Annotated in this window: 17 protein-coding genes; 6 read left to right on the top strand and 11 right to left on the bottom strand. The window is 55.4% G+C overall.

Translation table 11 applies throughout. The annotated features are described in order from the left end of the window. The 6 genes from E0L35_RS06335 to doeA form a co-directional block, all read right to left on the bottom strand. Positions 1 to 678 (bottom strand): haloacid dehalogenase type II, encoded by a 678-nt coding sequence (locus E0L35_RS06335; protein WP_138799892.1) that lies wholly within the window; start codon positions 676 to 678, stop codon positions 1 to 3. A gap of 129 nt (positions 679 to 807) precedes the next feature. After that, complete coding sequence (locus E0L35_RS06330) at positions 808 to 2,241, bottom strand: aspartate aminotransferase family protein (RefSeq protein WP_009287349.1); 1,434 nt, start codon at positions 2,239 to 2,241, stop codon at positions 808 to 810. A gap of 140 nt (positions 2,242 to 2,381) precedes the next feature. Beyond that, positions 2,382 to 3,878 carry an NAD-dependent succinate-semialdehyde dehydrogenase gene (locus E0L35_RS06325; RefSeq protein WP_138799891.1) on the bottom strand — a complete coding sequence of 499 codons (1,497 nt, stop codon included), beginning with the start codon at positions 3,876 to 3,878 and terminating at the stop codon, positions 2,382 to 2,384. Positions 3,879 to 4,101: 223 nt separating this feature from the next. Further along, complete coding sequence (locus E0L35_RS06320; protein ID WP_022522328.1) at positions 4,102 to 4,578, bottom strand: Lrp/AsnC family transcriptional regulator; 477 nt, start codon at positions 4,576 to 4,578, stop codon at positions 4,102 to 4,104. Positions 4,579 to 4,586: 8 nt separating this feature from the next. Then, positions 4,587 to 5,606 (bottom strand): N(2)-acetyl-L-2,4-diaminobutanoate deacetylase DoeB, encoded by a 1,020-nt coding sequence (gene doeB, locus E0L35_RS06315; protein WP_022522327.1) that lies wholly within the window; start codon positions 5,604 to 5,606, stop codon positions 4,587 to 4,589. Positions 5,607 to 5,644: 38 nt separating this feature from the next. Further along, positions 5,645 to 6,844: an ectoine hydrolase DoeA gene (gene doeA / locus E0L35_RS06310; RefSeq protein WP_027958052.1), complete on the bottom strand. Its 1,200-nt coding sequence runs from the start codon at positions 6,842 to 6,844 to the stop codon at positions 5,645 to 5,647. Between the two features lie 304 nt (positions 6,845 to 7,148). Here doeA and E0L35_RS06305 point away from each other — a divergent pair, with 304 nt between their 5' ends. The 5 genes from E0L35_RS06305 (at position 7,149) to E0L35_RS06285 (ending at position 12,172) form a co-directional block, all read left to right on the top strand. Next, positions 7,149 to 8,084 (top strand): glyoxylate/hydroxypyruvate reductase A, encoded by a 936-nt coding sequence (locus E0L35_RS06305; protein ID WP_022522326.1) that lies wholly within the window; start codon positions 7,149 to 7,151, stop codon positions 8,082 to 8,084. Between the two features lie 91 nt (positions 8,085 to 8,175). Continuing rightward, positions 8,176 to 8,898, top strand: coding sequence for a hypothetical protein (locus E0L35_RS06300; protein WP_236557342.1), 723 nt, complete (start codon positions 8,176 to 8,178; stop codon positions 8,896 to 8,898). Continuing rightward, positions 8,899 to 9,831 (top strand): lysine exporter LysO family protein, encoded by a 933-nt coding sequence (locus E0L35_RS06295; protein ID WP_009287351.1) that lies wholly within the window; start codon positions 8,899 to 8,901, stop codon positions 9,829 to 9,831. Positions 9,832 to 9,912: 81 nt separating this feature from the next. Beyond that, positions 9,913 to 11,142: a spore maturation protein gene (locus E0L35_RS06290; RefSeq protein ID WP_138799890.1), complete on the top strand. Its 1,230-nt coding sequence runs from the start codon at positions 9,913 to 9,915 to the stop codon at positions 11,140 to 11,142. 163 nt (positions 11,143 to 11,305) lie between these two features. Further along, a complete protein-coding gene (locus E0L35_RS06285) occupies positions 11,306 to 12,172 on the top strand; it encodes a DMT family transporter (protein ID WP_022522323.1) in 867 nt (288 codons plus the stop codon). Positions 12,173 to 12,177: 5 nt separating this feature from the next. Here E0L35_RS06285 and E0L35_RS06280 read toward each other — a convergent pair whose 3' ends face one another. The 3 genes from E0L35_RS06280 to E0L35_RS06270 form a co-directional block, all read right to left on the bottom strand. Beyond that, entirely contained in the window at positions 12,178 to 13,191 is a 1,014-nt protein-coding gene (locus E0L35_RS06280; RefSeq protein WP_022522322.1) for an asparaginase domain-containing protein, read from the bottom strand. Between the two features lie 42 nt (positions 13,192 to 13,233). Then, a complete protein-coding gene (locus tag E0L35_RS06275; RefSeq protein WP_022522321.1) occupies positions 13,234 to 14,697 on the bottom strand; it encodes an alanine/glycine:cation symporter family protein in 1,464 nt (487 codons plus the stop codon). Between the two features lie 185 nt (positions 14,698 to 14,882). Next, positions 14,883 to 15,098, bottom strand: a complete 216-nt coding sequence (locus E0L35_RS06270) for a DUF2798 domain-containing protein (protein ID WP_022522320.1) — start codon at positions 15,096 to 15,098, stop codon at positions 14,883 to 14,885. 100 nt (positions 15,099 to 15,198) lie between these two features. Between E0L35_RS06270 and E0L35_RS06265 the strand changes: the two genes are divergently transcribed. After that, complete coding sequence (locus tag E0L35_RS06265) at positions 15,199 to 16,101, top strand: LysR family transcriptional regulator (protein WP_022522319.1); 903 nt, start codon at positions 15,199 to 15,201, stop codon at positions 16,099 to 16,101. A gap of 79 nt (positions 16,102 to 16,180) precedes the next feature. Here the strand turns inward: E0L35_RS06265 and E0L35_RS06260 are convergent, their stop codons facing one another. Beyond that, complete coding sequence (locus tag E0L35_RS06260; protein WP_022522318.1) at positions 16,181 to 18,364, bottom strand: OsmC domain/YcaO domain-containing protein; 2,184 nt, start codon at positions 18,362 to 18,364, stop codon at positions 16,181 to 16,183. 172 nt (positions 18,365 to 18,536) lie between these two features. Continuing rightward, positions 18,537 to 19,178 (bottom strand): TetR/AcrR family transcriptional regulator, encoded by a 642-nt coding sequence (locus tag E0L35_RS06255; protein ID WP_022522317.1) that lies wholly within the window; start codon positions 19,176 to 19,178, stop codon positions 18,537 to 18,539. Between the last annotated feature and the right edge of the window lie 24 nt (positions 19,179 to 19,202).

Here is a 19,202-nt window from a genome sequence, read left to right as displayed (position 1 = left end):
CTAGCGGATTATGCGCTCTGCCAATGCTTCTAGATCGGTAACCGTCATATCCGGCTCGACACCCCAAGGGTCGAAAGGGGCGTCGGAACTGCGCCGTATCCAGGCACTGCGTAGGCCTGCGTGGGTGGCGCTAATCACATCAAAAGGGTTACTGGAAACCAACCATGTGTGCTCGGGGCGTGTCTCTAAGCGGCTACGCAAATGCGCGTACACTGCGGGGTCTGGCTTAAAGCGTTTTACCTCATCGGCGCTGATTACATCGTCCATATGGCTCTCAACGCCTGCTCGAGTGAGTAACTTGGACACGGCATCTGCTGTGCCGTTCGAAAACGCCACGCAGCGTATGCCCGCTTCGCGAAGCTGATCGAGCGCAGGCACTACATCGTCAAACGCGGGCAGCTCAGCATACACCGTCATCAGATGATCTTGGTCATTATCCGAAAGCCCGGTTTGCAGTGCACGGTCAATAAAAACCAGCGCTTCGCGGGTGCACTCCGAGAACGGCACGTAAGCCCCCATCAGGCCGTGGCGAAAGCTGTACTCAAGCTGCTTATCGCGCCAGCGGCGAGCAAATTCGCCAGCTTTGGAAGCATCCGTTAGGCGATGTTCGAGCTCAACGGTAACGCCTTGGGTATCGATCAGCGTACCGTATACATCGAAGGCTAAGACCGGTTGCATCGTTGGCTACTCCTTAACTTTCAATTGATTGTGACCTGAGTTCAGCTTATATCTTTAGCATAGACGACACCTTCAATAACAAAAGCGCCGCTGCACAGGCAGCGGCGCTCAGAAGGCTACGACACTCGGTCAGACCGTAAACGCGGCCTCTTTTTCACCGCTTTTCAGGTCGCCAGAGCGCGTAAGCTCATCGGTAACCCGGTCAATGGCGCGCTTGGCGCGGCCAATCATCTCGTCCACTTCACCACGATTAATGGTCAGCGGCGGCGCAAAGCCGAGAATATCGCCTTGCGGCATGGCCCGGGCAATCAGGTTCTCTTCCATGGCGGCAGCCGCCACGCGAGGGCCAACTTTAAGCGCTGGGTCGAAGTGCAGGCGCTGCTTGGCATCCGGAGAGAACTCCAGTGCCGCCATCAGGCCTACACCACGAACGTCGCCCAGCAACGGATGACCTTCGAAATTGGCTTTTAGCTGCTGCTGGAAGTAAGCACCGGTTTCCGACGCGTTACCCACCAGGTTTTCACGCTCGATGATATCCAGGTTAGCTAGCCCTGCCGCACAGCCCAGGGCGTGGCCAGAGTAGGTCCAGCCGTGGCCGATGGGGCCGTACTCACCGGTGCCCTGCTCCAGCACCTGCCAGACTTTCTCACCCACAATCACGCCGGAGAGCGGCTGGTAGGCGCTAGTTAAGCCCTTGGCGATGGTGACCAGGTCAGGCTTCATATTGTAGTGGTGGCTACCGAAGTCAGAGCCGGTACGGCCAAAGCCACAGACCACTTCATCGGCAATCAGCAGCACGTCATACTTCGCCAGCACGCTTTGAATGGCATCCCAGTAGCCTTCCGGCGGCGGTACGATACCGCCAGTACCCAGTACCGGCTCACCGATAAAGGCGGCCACGGTATCCGGGCCTTCTTCCAGAATCATCGCTTCCAGTTTCTCAGCGCAATACGCAGAGAACTCCAGCTCGGTCATGCCGTGCTGTTCGGCGGCACGCAGGTAGTAATGCGGCGCTTCGGTATGGCGAATGGTATCGATGGGCAGATCGAAGTGGTCGTGGAACGCTTTCAGGCCGGTCAGCGAGCCCGAGGCAATGCCCGAACCATGGTAACCACGCATACGTGAGATAACCTTTTTCTTCTGCGGACGGCCCAGCACGTTGTTGTAGTAGCGTACGATCTTGAGCTGGGTTTCGTTGGCATCAGAACCCGACATGCCGTAGTAAACCTTGGACATATTCATCCCGGCGATTTTTAGAATACGCTCGGAAAGCTCGATCTGCGGCTCGTTGGAGTGACCTACGTAGGTATGGTAGTAAGAGAGTTCAAGTGCCTGCTTATAGATCGCCTCGGCGACTTCGGTGCGCCCGTAGCCGATGTTGACGCAGTAAAGCCCGGCAAAGCCGTCGATAAATTCGCGGCCGTCCTTATCCACGATATTGATGCCTTTGCCGCCGGTAATCACGCGGCCCGGCGCATCGCCATGGGCGAAATCGCGCAAGTGGGTAGAGGCGTGGAAAGTGACTTTACGGTCGCGTTCGATCAAATCCTGATGCAAGCTCATAGTGTTCTCTCTGTACGGTAAACCTCTCCAGTCAGCGGGGAGGTGCTTTATTCATTAATGATGAACTTATTTTTGGGCACCTAACGGTGCCTTCGCCCGGCCGAGCCGGCCTCCCACAAGGCCAACTCAAGTTCCCGGACTTAACTACCCGACACCGAACCCAGCGCGCCCAGGCAGTAATACTTCGTTTCCAGGTATTCATCGATACCCGTGGCACCGCCTTCACGGCCAAGGCCAGACTGCTTCACGCCACCAAAGGGAACCGGCGGGCCGGTCATCTTAACCGAGTTAACGCTGACCATGCCGTACTCCAGGGCGCGCATCAGCTTCCAGATGCGGCGAATATCGTGGGTATAGATATACGCCGCCAGGCCGTACTCGGTGTCGTTGGCCATTTCAATCACTTCGTCGTCGGTGCTGTAGGCGGTGATCCCGGCCACAGGCGCGAAGTTCTCTTCCCGCCACACTTTCATCTGCGCCGTCACGCCGGTCAGCATCACCGGCATAAAGAAGTTTTCCCCCGGTGCTTGGCTTTGATCACCCCCCACCATCTTGGCGCCTTTGGAAATGGCGTCATCGACAATCGCGGCCGCCTTTTCTACCGCCTGACGGTGAATCAACGGGCCAAGGTCTATCTCACTGTGGAGGCCATTGCCCACGGTAAGCGCCGCCATACGCTCGCTGAAATGCTCTACGAATTCATCATGGATAGATTCGTGCACCAGGATGCGATTAGCAGCCAAGCAGTCCTGCCCAGCGGTTTGGAACTTGGCGTCAATGGCTGCAAAGGCCGCCTCTTTGGGATCCATATCGGGCCCAACGATAAACGGTGCATTGCCCCCCAACTCCAGGGAGAGCCGCTTGACGGTATTAGCGCTCTGCTCAATCAGCAGACGGCCCACGCGGGTGGAACCGGTGAACGACAACGCCCGAATACGCGATTCGGAGCAGAGAATCTTTGAGACTTCCGCAGGATCGCCCAGCACCACATTGAAAATCCCCGCGGGAATCCCAGCACGCTCGGCCAGCTCCGCCAGCGCCAACGCCGAGAAGGGCGTTTCATTGGCGGGTTTGACGATCACCGGGCAGCCCGCTGCCAGCGCCGCCGCAGCTTTGCGGGTAATCATCGCCAACGGAAAGTTCCATGGCGTAATCATCGCCGCGATTCCCACCGGCTCTTTAATGGTACCAAGTGATGCGTTGGGAATATGGCTGGGGATGGTTTCGCCATAGGTACGCTTACCCTCTTCGGCGAACCAGCGCACGAAACTGGCACCGTACTGCACCTCCCCACGGGCATCGGGCAGCGGCTTACCCTGCTCCAGCGTCATGATGGTCGCAAGGTCTTCACGGTTAGCTTGAATCAGGTCATACCAGGCCAGCAGGCGCTCGCAGCGCTCATCGGCGCGTAGCGCCCGCCACTGTACAAAAGCGGCTTCAGCGGCATCTACAGCGGCGGTTATCTGCTCGGCTTCCAGCAACGGGATATGACCAATGGCTTCATTGGTAGCGGGGTCATAGACAGCCTCTTCGCGACCGCCTTCCCCGTGAGTCCACTTACCGTTCACGTAGGCGTACTGCCGGAACAGACGCGGATCTTCCAGGCGCTTGGCGAGCGTGGTCGATAGTGTGGTCATGGGAACCTCCCCCTCAAATGCAGTCTGGCTAACCGAGCGCTGCAGTCACTGTGTGGCATTGTCAGCAAGTGCTGATTAGCCTTGCCGTCGAATGCCCACAGGTTAACGGAGAGGAGCCACGAAGTGTTTTTGAAAACCGAGACTTATCACGCGACTTTTTTTGTCAGAGAGCGTTTGGCAGTGCTTTTTTTTGGTGGGCTTACGATAGGGGGCCAAAACTACATTAAAGAATGTCGTCGGTATCAATGCCTATAGGAACGCGCTTGACGGTTTTGGTCACGATATAGGTGAAGTAGCGCTCGATACCGGCTTCAGAGACCAGCCACTTATCCATCAAACGCTGGTAGCTATCGATGGTGCGCGCTTCAAACTTCACTAAGTAATCCACCCCACCGCCCACCGCCACACACTCGGTAACTTCCGGGGTTTGCATCACTAGCGCTTCAAAACGAGTGAAGCTTTCGGCGTTGTGCTGCTTGAGCTCAATCTGCACCCAGACAGGATTGCGCGGCACCAACACGTCCGCGTTGATGCGCGCGGTATACCCTTCAATGATGCCAGCCTTTTCCAGGCGCTTTACCCGCTCCCAGCAGGGGCTGACCGAGAGATTGATCGCCTCGGCTAGCTTCGACTTGGTGATTCGCCCATCGCGGGAGAGGATATCGAGAATTTTCAGATCGTAACGGTCAAGTTTCATCATGCCGAGGATTACGCCTCCAGGCGTTCAACAACATCGGCAATCACCGCCAGGGTATCCCCCATATTGATCAGTGAGGGGGCACGGCGAGCCATTAGAATGCCGTCGCGCTCTGCTTTATAGGCAACCGGATCGGTGCCGCTGCGGGTCATGTCGTACACGTAGGCGATGGTTTGGCCTTTTTTCACTTCATCACCCAGGGCCACCAATAGCTCTAACACGCCGGAGTGCTGGCTCTGCACGTAGCAACTGGCGTCGGGCATATCGAGATACAGTTGCCCACCTGTGGGCATTTCCACTTCGCCTTCTACAAGGCCGTAGTGAATCAGGAAATTGCGCACGCCGCGCTCGGCAATGGCAATGCTTTGTGGGGTGGAAGTACCGCCGCCGCCAAGCTCGGTGGCCACAAAGACTTTGCCCTGGCGCTCGCAGGCAGTGTCGAAGAGTTTTTCCGCATCCAACTCAAACATCACCATGGCATAGGGGGCGCCGAACGCTTTGGCACCTTCCAGAGCGGCCTGCTGCTGCTCTTTATTATCCAGCACGTGAGACGCGCCGAAGGGCAGAATATCCAGCGTGCGGCCGCCCGAGTGAAGGTCGAGCACCACGTCCGCCATGGGTACCAACACACGGGTGAAGTAGTCGGCAATTTGCGGTGTGACGCTGCCATTGGGGTCGCCGGGAAAGCTGCGATTGAGGTTGCCCTTGTCCATCGGAGAGGTACGCTTGCCTGCCATAACCGCTGGAGTATTCATGCACGGCACGATAATCACCCGCCCTGTCACGTCCTCTGCCTTCAGCGTTGAAGAGAGTTTCAGTAGCGAGGTGATGCCCTCATATTCATCGCCGTGGTTGCCGCCGGTCAGCAGTGCCGTGGGGCCTTCGCCGTTTTTTACCACGGTCACAGGAATCATCACCGCGCCCCAGGCAGACTCATCGGTAGAGATCGGTAGCTTTAAAAAGCCGTGCTGCACGCCATCGGCATCAAAATCAACGGTGGCGGAAATGGGACTTGGTCGCATCGTCGTCATGAAAAAATTCCTTTATGTTACGGGCAGCTATATCAGCACTACTTCACAAACAGCTGGCGCGGGAAATTGGCCAGCGTCTCACAGCCATCGTCGGTAATCAGAATGCTTTCGGTAATTTCCAGACCCCAGTCATCGACCCATAGCCCAGGCATGAAGTGGAACGTCATGCCTGGCTGGAGAATGGTTTCATCCGAGGGGCGCAGACTCATGGTGCGCTCGCCCCAGTCGGGCGGATAGGAGATACCGATAGGGTAACCACAGCGGGCGCCGCCACGGTCAAAACCGTATTTATCCATCGCCGCACCCAGTGCCATGGCGATATCCGCCGTACGGTTACCAGGTTTGGCCACTGCCAAACCATTTTCGATGCCTTCTAGCAGAGCTGATTCCGCGCGAATAAAATCCGTCGGCGGTGTGCCCAGAAATACGGTGCGCGACATCGGCGCATGATAGCGTTTAAACACCCCGGCAATCTCAAAGAAAGTACCTTCACCTTTGCGGAACGGCGTGTCGTCCCAGGTTAGGTGTGGCGCGGCGGCGTCTTTACCAGTAGGCAGCATGGGCACGATGGCGGGATAGTCGCCGCCAAATACTTTGCCGTTCTCATCCACAAAACCTTCGATGCCAACGCGGTAAATCTCTGACACCAGCTTGCTCTTGGGCAAGCCAGGCTCAATCACTTCAAGAATACGCGTATGCATGCCTTCCACAATCTTGGCGGCAATGCGCATATAGGCCACTTCTTGCGGCGATTTGATCGCCCGGCACCAGTTAACCAGCGCATTGGCATCCATAAAACGCGCATGGGGGAGTTCGCGCAGTAGGCTTAGATAGGCCTTGGCGGAGAAGTAGTAGTTATCCATCTCCATACCCACCACCCCCAGATGCCAGCCGCGATCCGGCATGATCGACTGAGCCAGATACTCCATCGGGTGCATGTCCGGATTCTGTACGTAGTAATCCGGATAGTAGGTAATGTTTTCGGGATCGATCCAACAGGTGAGCAGAGCACCGTTGGCATCCATACGCCGCCCGAACCATACCGGCTCGCCTTCAAGGCCCACCAGCACACACTGATGCACATAAAACGACCAACCGTCGTAGCCGGTCAGCCAAGCCATATTGGAAGGGTCACTGACGATCAGTACGTCAATACCACGACTGGCCATTTCAGCACGCACTTTCCACAGGCGGTTAGCGTACTCTTCGCGCGTGAAAGGCAGGGAAACCTGAGTCATCGGGCAACTCGCCATTAAAGATCACCAAGAACCAGCGCACTGCCTACTATAGGCACGCAACGCTGGGCCACAGGATCGACCTGGCCACCACCGATCAGGCGTCGGGGTTGCATCTGCCGCGCTTGCAGCAGGCCCGCCAATGTCGTCTTAAGCCGATACTAGCACCGACCCTTGGTTAGCGGTCAAAGGCTTTATGACAAAAAGTGCATACGGCATCGTTATTTGCACTATGCGAGCTTGCAACGGCACCTATCGCTCACCATGATAACCTGCATTGGAAACACGTTTAGCGAGAGGAAACGAAATGAAAATTGTTGTGCATATTGATGAGGCGGCACAGTGGCAAGCGGCGCTTGCGGAAGCGTTGCCCCAAGCCACCGTACTCACCAGCGAGGCACCAGCGGATGAGCGTAAAGACGCTGACTATCTCGCCATCTGGAAAGCCCCCGCCCATTTACTGCAAGAGCAGACCCAGCTCAAAGGCATCATCAATTTAGGCGCAGGGGTGGATTATTTGCTGAAAACCCCAGGCCTGCCCAGCGACGTGCCAATTGTAAAATTGCGCGATGCGGGCATGGGCGAGCTGATGGCCGATTACGCCTTCTATGGCGTACTGCACTTTTACCGCAGCATGGATCGTTACTCAGAGCAGCAGCAAAACGCCACTTGGAAGCCGCAAGAGGTGGTGGAAAAATCCCAGTGGCCGGTGGGTGTATTAGGCCTGGGCGCTATTGGCAGCTTTGTGGCCAGCGCCTTGGAGCAAGCAGGTTTCCCTGTACTGGGCTGGAGCCGCTCCCCCAAGCAGATCCGTGGCGTGCACTGCTTTCATGGCGATGATGGATTAAGCGAACTGCTCGGCCAAGTGCAGAGCCTGATCACCATTTTGCCCGATACGGCCGCCACTCAACATATTCTCAACGCCGAGCGGCTGGCCCAGCTGCCCCAAGGGGCTAGTGTGATTAATCCTGGCCGGGGTAGCTTGATTGATGAGCAGGCGCTATTGGAAGCACTGGGTAGCGGTAACCAGCCGGGGCACCTGCGGGGTGCGCTATTGGATGTCTTCCAGGAAGAGCCACTGCCCACTGACAACCCGCTCTGGCAGCATCCTAAGGTAATCGTCACACCCCATATGGCGGCGCCTACTCCGCTGAATGATGCCATCGACCAAGTGATCGCTTACTTGCATGCCTTTGAATCGGGTGAAAAACTCTCCACCATCAACCCGGAAGCAGGTTACTGACGCCACCCCTCACCCAGGCTATACTGGCGCGCTGGGAACCAAGCAGTGGCTAAAGGCTCTTAGGAAGATACCCTTTATGGAGGAAAGGCCCTTGGTCAATGTTTTCGCACGACTACCTGGCCGCGCGCTCAGGTGTGTGGGGTTGGGTTTTGCTATTTCCTGCTCAAGTGGCATGGCATTAGCAACTGAGACGTTCAAAGAGCCGCAGCCCTTTGAAGCCCCCCAACCCTTTGAAGCACAGTACCGGCTTGAGGTTCGCGGTTGGCCTGGGGCTACCATTACCCATCGCCTCTCTAACGAAGGGAATCACTGGTTAAGCGATATGCGCTTTTCAATCACCGTGGCGCGCGGCCAGGAGTTCAGCCGTTTTTCGCTCAATGGCAATGACACCAACGCTCTGCTCTTTAGCAGCAGCTATTCGGTGCTGGGCGTGGGTGATAGCTATCAACTGAACGAAGGTGAGATCCCCACTTTAGATCGCCAAGCGGCGCTATTTGATCTCTCCCGCCGGGCGGGACACGAAAACTGTACACAAAGCACGCCCTGCGCGATTGAGTTTGTCGATCAAAAAGGCCGCGATGAGCACTTTCAATATTATGTTACCGCCCCAGGCAGCATTGAGGTTCCCGCAGGAGAGTTTGAAGCACTGAACGTATCGCTCATTGATATCGAGAAGCCCGACCGCCTGCTAACCATTAGCTTTCACCCTGACTGGCCCGGGCTGATTCTTTCTGCGGTGTATCGAAAAGAGGGTCGCCGCGAAACGCAGCTGACATTAACTAACTTCAACCCAAACGGTGGCGCGACGCCCTAAATGTTTTCCGGTTTATTGATTGTTCTACTACCGCTTTTTCTTGGCTATCTGGTTCGCGTCCGTTCCATACAGTTACAGAACCTGATCAACCGAGCGGTTAATGGCTCGGTTTACCTGATTCTGCTCTTCATGGGCATAAGCCTTGCCGGGCTTGAAAACCTGACTAGCCAGCTTTCGCGCCTGGGTGGCAACGCCTTGCTGTTATTTAGCATTACCACGCTGTTTAACTTAGCAGCACTATGGTGGCTATCGCGCCGTTTAACGCTTAAGGCCGGTAGCTCACCGGTGGTGAAAAATGCTCCGACCAGTAAGCTGGCGGCCATGCAGGGTTCGCTGTTATTGGTCGCCGTGGTGGCAGGGGGAGTTATCGCTGGCCTGCTGCTGGGGCCACTCCTGGGTGATAGGCTTTTCAACAGCGCAGATTTACTGGCCGAATGGGTACTCTACCTGCTGCTGGCACTGATTGGCTGCCAGCTGCGTAACTCCGGCATGCCACTCAGGCAGATCTTACTTAACCGCATGGGGCTGGCGATTGCGGTGACGCTAGCAATAAGTTCGCTGCTGGCAGGCTTGGCTGCCGCCCCGCTGCTCTCATTAAGCTGGAACGAAGGCCTGGCGATGGCGTCAGGCTTTGGCTGGTACTCTCTTTCGGCCATCTTGATCGGCGACCAGCTAGGCCCACTGATGGGCGGTGTGGCGTTCTTCAACGACCTGACCCGGGAGCTGCTGGCGTTTATATTGATTCCATTGGTGATTCACCGCCATACCGCACTGGCGATTGGTTACGGCGGCGCCACCTCCATGGATTTCACCCTGCCCGTCATTCAGCAGCACGGCGGTGTGGCCTGCGTACCCATTGCCGTGGTCAGCGGTTTTATCCTTTCACTGCTCTCCCCGCCGCTGATTCTGTTCTTTCTTTCGCTGTCGGGTTAGCGGTGACGGGCGCTCATTGGTTAGGATAAGTGGCATTGCTGGAGATATAAAAACTCTTACCCCCCAGGATGCCCACTCCCCATGCTCAACAGAATTTGGTTAAGCTTCTTTATCGCTGCCTTCGCGGCCTCACTCTGGCAGTGGTTGGTTGGCGGCGATAGCGAGGTATTTGCCCGCTTGGTGCAGTCACTGTTCGACATGGCGGAAGTGAGCGTTGATATTATCCTGGTGCTGCTGGGCACCATGACGCTGTGGCTAGGGTTTCTTTCGATTGCCGAAAAGGCAGGCTTGATTCGCCTGCTTGGACGGGTGCTCGACCCGCTGTTCTGCCGCTTGATGCCAGAGGTTCCTCGCGGCCACCCTGCTATGGGGCTGATCAGCATGAACTTCGCGGCGAATATCCTGGGTCTGGATAACGCCGCCACACCGATTGGCATCAAGGCGATGCACTCGCTGCAGAGCCTTAACCCCAGCAGTGAGACCGCCAGCAACGCACAAATTCTGTTTCTGGTGCTCAATACCTCTTCTCTCACGCTATTGCCGGTAACGATTTTTATGTATCGCGCCCAGCAAGGCGCCGCCGACCCCACTCTGGTCTTTTTACCTATTTTACTAGCGACAACCGCCTCCAGCCTGGCAGGGCTTTTGGCGGTGGCACTGATGCAGCGCTTAAAACTCTGGCAGCCCGTGGTGCTAGCCTATTTAGCGATTGCTGCACTTGCGTTGGGGCTACTGATAACCACGCTGGCAGGCATGTCCGCCCAGGCGCTAGCCGCGGCCTCTACGCTAGTCGGTAACCTGACGCTATTTAGCATCGTGATGATGTTTTTAATGGTCGGGGCGTTACGTGGGGTGAGGGTGTACGACGCCTTTATTGAAGGTGCAAAAGAGGGGCTGAGCTTTACCATCACGTTGCTGCCTTACTTGATCGCCATGCTGGTGGCAGTCGGCGTACTGCGCGCCAGCGGCGTTTTAGACGCTGGCTTAGGCGGTATCCGCTGGATAGTAGAAGGCTTTGGCTGGGACACCCGCTTTGTCGATGCTCTCCCCACCGCCTTTGTGAAACCGCTTTCTGGCAGCGGCGCCCGCGCCATGATGATCGAAACCATGGATACTTTCGGCGTAGACAGCTTCGCCGGGCTACTCGCGGCCACTATGCAAGGTAGCACTGAAACCACCTTCTATGTGCTGGCTGTCTACTTTGGCGCCGTGGGTATCACTCGCATTCGCCACGGGTTGGGCTGTGCGTTGGTCGCCGATGTGGCGGGAGTAACCACTGCGATTGCGGTGTGTTACTGGTTTTTTGGATAGCTGGTGTTAGCTGGCTTTCGTTCACTGGGCTCAGCGTCTACCTTTCAGGGGAGCCGCATTAAGGTCTACAGGCAGTAGATCAGGAGCCATCGCTAAGCAGTAGAAATGCGTTTAAACATTCGTTGCTCCCGAGTGTTTACCGCTCAAGGACGATAGGTGAAATATGGCAGGCGCAAGCAGTTTATTGATAGCGCTGGCGGCCTTCTGCTGGGGGATATCTGGGGGAATCGCAGGCATTTTGTTAGACGACGGCTGGGATGCAGCCGTCGTGTCATTTTATCGAGGGTTTATAGGGCTTCTCTTCGCACTTGGGTGGCTGCTGCTTCAACGTCGGCATAGCGGCCTAAACAGCAAGCGGCTTTGGTTCTGGTCAGTGGTTGCAGGCCTGGGCGTCGCTGGCAATTTTACGTTCTATTTTCTTAGTATTGAGTATGGCAACGTTGCGGTCGCTGCCACCCTGATGTACTGCGCCCCTGTTTTTGTCTACCTCGTCTCATTTTCCCTCAAACTAGAGCGCCCCACCGCTGCCAAGTGGCTGGCCATTGCGCTGGTCATGGTGGGTATTGTGCTGTTAACCAAGCTGTATGCCATCAGCGCCAGTGGTCTCTCGTTAATTGGCGTAGGCACCGGGCTGCTTGCCGGGCTCTCTTATACAGCGTTCATTTTTGGTTTCAAGTATGCCGCGCCCCATGGCAGTCCTCAGGCAATTCTTTCGGTCGCCTTCACCGTGCTAGCCATCGCACTGCTGTTTCCAACGGACATTAACCAGGCTGTCAGCGTTATCAGCGCTCCGGAGCTGCCGCTGTTTGTGGCGCTGGGCATTCTCGGCGCTGGACTATCTTTTCTGCTGTACGTGGTAGGTATCAAGCATGCGGCACCTGCGCTAGCCTCCATGGTTGCCATGGTCGAGCCGATTACCGCCACCCTGTTTGGTGTAGCGGTGTTAAACGAAAGCCTGGGCGTTATTCAAATGGTCGGTATGGGGATCATCTTGCTAACCGTCACCGCGCTGAGCGTTTCTTCCCGCTGATAAGCTTAACGGCTACACTCACCGCGCATGGGCGCACTCAATGCCTTGCTCAGCATTGACCCCACCAGCCCTTGCCCAATGAGTACGGTTAGTTTCGCGATAGCTGCTTCCAGGGTAATATCACTTCCGGCAATCACGCCCGCTTGATTGAGTGCGGCACCGGTGGCGTAGGCGCCCTGCACTACCTCGCCTTGGGCACACTGGGTGACGTTAAGCAGCGCTACGCCTCTCTCGCTGGCCGCCTTCAAGGCGTCAAGCAGCTCGCCTTCAAAGCTAAGCGGGTTGCCAACCCCGTAGCTATAAAGCACCAGCCCTTTTAGCGTTTTATCCGCCAGCAACGCCTTTGCGCGGCGCAGCGACATTCCTGGATGCAGCGGCAGTACCGCCACCGCCTCGTCGTCCACCTCAATAGGTGCAAAATTCGGTTTACCGCTTAGCAGCGCCGAGGGCTGAGGGAAGTTTATACCAATGCCAAGCTCGGCAAGCCAGGGGAAGTTGGGTGAGTCGAAGGCATCCAAGCCTTGAGTGCGCACCTTGCGGGCTCGGTTACCGCGCAACAGCCGGTCGTGAAACACCAGGCTTACTTCACAAGGTGTTGCGGGGTGAACCGCAAGCTGCAGCGCGCTGAACACATTATTCAGCGCATCGCTTCTTGGCTCACCCAGGGGAATTTGGGAGCCGGTGAAGATCACCGGCTTATTCAACGCACCGAGCATAAACGAAAGCGCCGCGGCGCTGTACGCCATGGTATCGGTGCCATGGAGTATCACAAACGCTTCATAGCACGACCAGTGGATTTCCAGCTGTGCCACCAAACGGTTCCAGGCCTCTGGCATTAGCTCGGCGCTATCAATCAACGGCTGCATTTCCAGCACATCAAACGCTGGCAGCCGGTAAAGATCGTCCAATGCCAAATGCGCCGCTAGGCGTTCGGCCAGCCCCGCGCAAGGTATATAACCCTGTGACGATGGCTGCATACCAATAGTCCCACCGGTATAGAGCATCAGTACGCGGGGCATGGCCACTCCTTTCCTAATCAGTACAGTCGTCTAAATAAATACTTACTTCGCAGGCACGCCTTCCAGGCGCTGCTTTAACGCTTCGGCCTCTTCAGGCTCTAGCTCCCAGGCTTTTGGATCCAGGTCAAGATCTGGGTGCTGGTTAGCGTCAAAAATCGGCTGTTTGATGCCCTGCCGACGCTGACCATCGAAGTCCTTCAAAATGCGCAGGCCGCACTTGAACAGCATGATCAGCGCAATCAGGTTGACCACGGCGAGCAGCCCCATGGTGACATCAGCAAAGCCGAACACGGTGCCCAAATCAGTGGTCGCGCCCCAGCAAACCAACAGCACGATGGCAACGCGGAAGGCGTTAAACAGGTTCTGGTTGTCGCGGCTAAAGAAGTTGAGGCTGTTCTCACCCAAGTAGTAGTTGTAGAGAATGGTGCTAAACGCAAACAGCAACAGTGCCAAACTGACAAAAGTGCGGCCCCATTCGCCCACATGGTCGGCCAGCGCTGCCTGGGTCAGGGCGATGCCTTCAACACCAGCACCTACGGTCGGGTCATAAGCACCGCTGAGCAGAATCACAAACGCCGTGGCGGAACAGATAATCACGGTATCGATAAATACCGAAAACGCCTGCACGATGCCCTGGTTGGCAGGGTGCGGCACATAGGCCACCGCCGCGACGTTTGGCGCACTACCCAAGCCCGCTTCATTAGAGAACAGGCCACGCTTCAGGCCCATCATAATTGCCGCGCCAATACCGCCACCAATCAGTGGTTCAAGGCCGAAAGCGCTCTTTACAATCAGCACAATCACGCCAGGTATTTCCGTAATATTCATGGCGATGACCAGCAGCGCAATGGCGATATAGCTCACCGCCATAAAGGGCACCAAAACCTCGGAAATACGTGCAATACGCTTAATACCGCCGAAAATAATCAGCCCTACCAGCATCGCCAGGGCAATACCGCTATAAAGCACCGGTACGCCAAAAGCATCGCCGAAAGAGGTTGCCACCGCATAGGATTGCAGTGCGGTAAAGGCAAAACCGAAGGTCAACAGCAGCAGTACCGAGTAGAACGCTGCCAGCCAGCGCCACTGCTTACCCAGCCCTTTAACAATGTAGTACGCGGGGCCGCCGCGATAGGTGCCGTCACCTTCGGCTTCTTTATAGGTCTGTGCCAGGGTGCATTCCAAAAAGCTGGTGGCCATACCCATTAAACCCACCAACCACATCCAAAAAATCGCCCCTGGGCCACCCAAGGTAATCGCAACCGCTACGCCGGCGATGTTGCCACCACCAACGCGCCCAGCCACTGAGAGCACCAGCGCCTGAAACGAGCTTAAATGGCCGTGTTTATTGCGCTTAAAGGCTTGGCCGGAACCGAGGATGCGAAACATCTCACCGAAATAACGAAACTGTACAAAGCGGGACGCAACGGTAAAACCGATGCCAACGCCCACCAGCAGCACTAGTAGAACCTTCCCCCACAGGAGGTCATTGAGCATATCGAGCATGTGATTCTCTCCGCGTTTTTGTATTAGCGTTATGTTTGAATTCGCGTCGTTTGTTATCGCGCTTGTGGAATTCGCGCCGCGGAGAACGTTTTACCAAGTGTGGGGCAGGATTAAATTTGGCGCAGCGGTGCAGTTGTGTGCACTCGCTGCATCAGTGGGTGCACCATAGTGCATCAGGCAAGCCGTCAGACCTTCTCGGCAATGCGGTGGGCTAACTTATGGATAAAGGGGCCGCTGATAAACGCAATGATCCCAGCGGCTGGCCAGGCAAGAAACCAAGCGTGCATCCAGATGCCAACAAAATCAGCATGCATGCCGATATTCACGTAGGTCACCCAGGCAGACATAATTAGCGATAGCGTAAACGACATGAGAATAGCGAAGATAATTCTATGTTTCATGAGAGTACCTAAGGATGATGTATAAGTGCAGGTAGATTAACAAACATCTATAACGGTAATATATGCCAATATATGAGAATCAATTTTACAGAATTGCAAAATGCGAAAACCCTCGTTAGATGACCTAAATATCTTTATCGTGGCCGCTAATCAACGCAGTCTCACGGCTGCGGCGGCACCGTTGAAGATGACTATTGCCACCGTGTCGAGGCGTATAAGCGCATTAGAAGCCACGCTAGGCGTTGAGTTGCTCTATCGCTCAACCAAGGGGTTGACGTTGACGCCTCACGGCGAATCCTACTACCGCGAATGTGAGGAATTGGTGCTCGCACTAGATCAGCGCATTTTGGATCTGGATCAAACGCTGCATAGCCTAAGCGGGCCGTTGAAAATTATGGCGCCGGTCAATTTGGGCAGCGGGCCGCTAGATGCATTTTGGCGTCACTTTATCCATCGCTACCCTGAGATTTCGCTGACCATCGAGCTGGACAACAACGTAGCCGACATTCGCGGCCAACAAGCGGATATTGCACTACGCTCTGGGCCACAAAAAGACGATACGCTGATCCAGAAATACCTGGGCTATATAGAGCTCATATTGGTGGCATCACCCACCATGATGCATCCTCTTCCCAGTAAGATTGATGAGTTAGAAGCGTGCCCCAGCGTGGCCGCCAAAATGTTTAGCGACTGGCATCTCACGCACAGGGAAGGCAGTCAGTACACTTGCCGCAAAAGCCATTTTCACATCAGTAACGACATGAGTATTGTGCTGAATCTCACCCAATCGGGCGCCGGCGTTTCCTTGATGCCTACCAGCATGGTGGCCAACAGCCTACAAACGGGGGAGTTAATCCGAGTACTGCCTGAGTGGCAGGGGCTCAACAGGGAAATTTTCCTGGTATGGCCCTACCGGCGAAGCCTTTCAGCGCGGGCCAAGCTGTTTCGCAGCGAGTTAATCGAATTCCTCAGTCACCAATCCTGGTTCCACTCTGCTGATTAGACCGACTGTACGGAGCAAACCGGCTTCTCTACTGGCGCCGTAACGCCAGCAGTTAACGATCATCATTTTTGGATAATGCTTAGATGCCCGCTTTTGCCGCCCGAGCAGCGTGGAGCTTTTTATAGCTTTCAATCAAGCGCTGGTGGCGCTCTAGGCCTTCTAACTGCATGTTAGTGGGCGTTAGGCCGTGGAAACGTACCTCGCCACTCACTGAACCAACCACCGCCACCATGGTGGCTTCGCCGAACATGCGCTGGAAGTTATGCAGATAATCTTCAAGCGCCAGCTCGTCATCCAACACAATTTCCAGCACCGCGTTCACCGCCTGGTAGAACAGGCCGCGCTCGACGGTGTTGTCGTTGTACTGCAGGAACATCTGCACACAGTCCAGCGCTTCTTCGTGACGGCCAAGCGCCAGGTAGACCAACAGCTTCAGTTCCAGAATCGTCAGCTGTCCCCACTCGGTGTTTTCATCAAACTCGATACCAATCAGCGTAATGATATCGGCGTGGTCATCCATCTGGCTCTCTTCCAGCCGCTCGACCAGGTCAGTCAGTTGATCATCGTCGAGGCGATGCAGATTAAGAATATCCTCGCGGTAATCCAGCGCCTTATTGGTGTTATCCCAGATCAGATCTTCGATGGGATATACCTCCGAGTAGCCCGGCACCAGAATTCGGCACACCGGCGCGCCCAGGTCTTCGTGTACCGCCATATACACTTCGGCACCCAGCTCTTCAAAGATACCAAACAGTGTCTCGGCTTCTTCCTCGTTGCTGCCGGAGAAGTCCCACTCGCTGAATTCAAAATCGGGCTTGGCGCTAAAGAAGCGCCAGGAGACCACGCCCACCGAGTCGATAAAGTGCTCAACGAAGTTGTTGGGCTCGGAAACCGTCTGTGAGTTAAAAGTGGGCAGCGGCAGATCGTTCAGGCCTTCGAAACTTCGACCTTGTAGCAGCTCGGTCAAGCTGCGTTCCAGCGCCACTTCAAAGCTTGGGTGGGCACCAAAGGAGGCAAACACGCCACCGGTGCGCGGGTTCATCAAGGTGACGCACATCACCGGGAACTGCCCGCCCATGGAGGCATCTTTGACCAACACTGGGAACCCCTGGGCTTCCAGAGCGTTAATACCCTCTACTATGCTTGGGTACTTTGCTAACACTTCCTGCGGTACATCCGGCAGGGTTAGCTCCTGCTCAAGGATTTCACGCTTCACTGCCCGTTCGAAAATTTCCGACAGACACTGCACCTGGGCTTCCACCAGGGTATTGCCCGCGCTCATGCCGTTACTCAGGAACAGGTTTTCGATCAGGTTGGAAGGAAAGTAAACCGTTTCGCCATCGGATTGACGCACATAAGGCAGCGAGACAATGCCCCGGTCTTCGCGCCCCGAGTTGGTATCGATCAGGTTTGAGCCGCACAGCTCGCCTTCCGGGTTATAGATCGCCAAGCAGTGCTCGTCGAGGATTTCCGCAGGCAGTTCATCGTTCGGGCCCGGCTTGAACCACTTCTCATTGGGGTAGTGAACAAAGGCGCTGCCCGCCATCTCTTCGCCAAAGAACTGGTCGTTATAGAAGAAGTTGCAGCTCAGACGTTCGATAAACTCGCCCAACGCCGAACACAGCGCACTCTCTTTGGTCGCGCCTTTGCCGTTGGTAAAGCACATGGGGGAGGCCGCATCGCGAATATGCAATGACCAAACATGAGGCACGATATTACGCCAGGAGGCGATTTCGATCTTCATGCCCAGGTCAGCAAGGATCGCGCTCATATTGGCAATGGTCTGCTCCAGCGGCAGGTCTTTACCTTCGATGTAGGTACTGCCGCCTTCCGGCGCGCCCATAAGCAGCGCCTGGGCGTCCTCATCGATGTTTTCTACCGTCTCGATTTGGAAATCAGGGCCAGTTTGCACCACTTTCTTGACCGTGCAGCGGTCAATGGAGCGCAGAATGCCCTGGCGGTCTTTTTCAGAAATATCTTCAGGCAGCTCGACCTGGATTTTGAAAATCTGCTTATAGCGATCTTCCGGATCGACGATATTATTCTGGGAAAGACGAATATTTTCGGTAGGAATATCGCGGGCGTTGCAATACACCTTTACAAAGTAGGCCGCACACATGGCAGACGATGCCAGGAAGTAGTCAAACGGCCCCGGTGCCGAGCCGTCACCTTTATAGCGAATCGGCTGGTCGGAGATAACCGTAAAATCGTCGAACTTGGCCTCCAGGCGGAGGTTGTCGAGATAGTTAACTTTGATTTCCATGAGCGGGCATCCGGAGCAATGAGTTTGACTAGCAGTGGGCAGTAGGCGAATTGCGGCCCATTATCCAGTTTTTTACCCGCTTCGTCTTGGTCAGTCTCCCAAATCATCTACCACATGTCGTGCAAAAATGGTTGTTCTTACTACAGCAGCAACTCGGGGTTCTCTTCACGCACTATTGAGCTTGCATCATACGCTCCGCCTCAGCTTCGCTGACCCCGAGCATCAGCAAAATCTGGCGTTGTGTGGCTACCAACACCTGCTTTCGCTCCACCTCCCCCGGCAAACTTTTGGCAATGGCGACGGCCCCTATCAAGGAGGCCAATATGACCCGGGATTTATCAGCAATCGCTTTGCGGTCATCGGCAAAGGGAAGTTGTTTCAGCTTACTCAGCGCTATCAATCGCGTTTCAAGCATCTTTTTCATACTCATATATGACGCTTCAAACATAGTGCGGATTTCTGCTTTTTCACTGCCTATTTCATTGAACAGTACCGCTTCAGGCCCCGGCTTATGCTTAGCTTCCAACTCTTGGAGATTGCAGTAGTTAGCGACTAACTCGGTTAAGTGCTGCAACGAAAGCGGGCCTTTTACCAGTCTCGCTGCTCGGCTGTTATCAATGGTCAGACGCACAGACTCATTGTAAAGGGCCTCTTTTGAAGCGAAATGTGCATAAAAGGCGCCATGGGTCATCTTGGCTAGCTTCATGATCTGACCGATCGACACCTTTTGAAACCCATTGCGGCTGAATAGCTCTGTCGCCGAAGCCAAAATGCGCTCTTTGGTTTTCGATTTATGGCTCTTGGGATAAGGCATATCTACCTCGTCAGCTAAATATTA

Origin of the sequence: Halomonas sp. ATBC28 (assembly GCF_005937175.1) — a bacterium.
GTDB classification, from domain to species: Bacteria; Pseudomonadota; Gammaproteobacteria; order Pseudomonadales; family Halomonadaceae; genus Vreelandella; species Vreelandella titanicae.
This window is presented reverse-complemented; position numbering and strand designations above follow the sequence as displayed.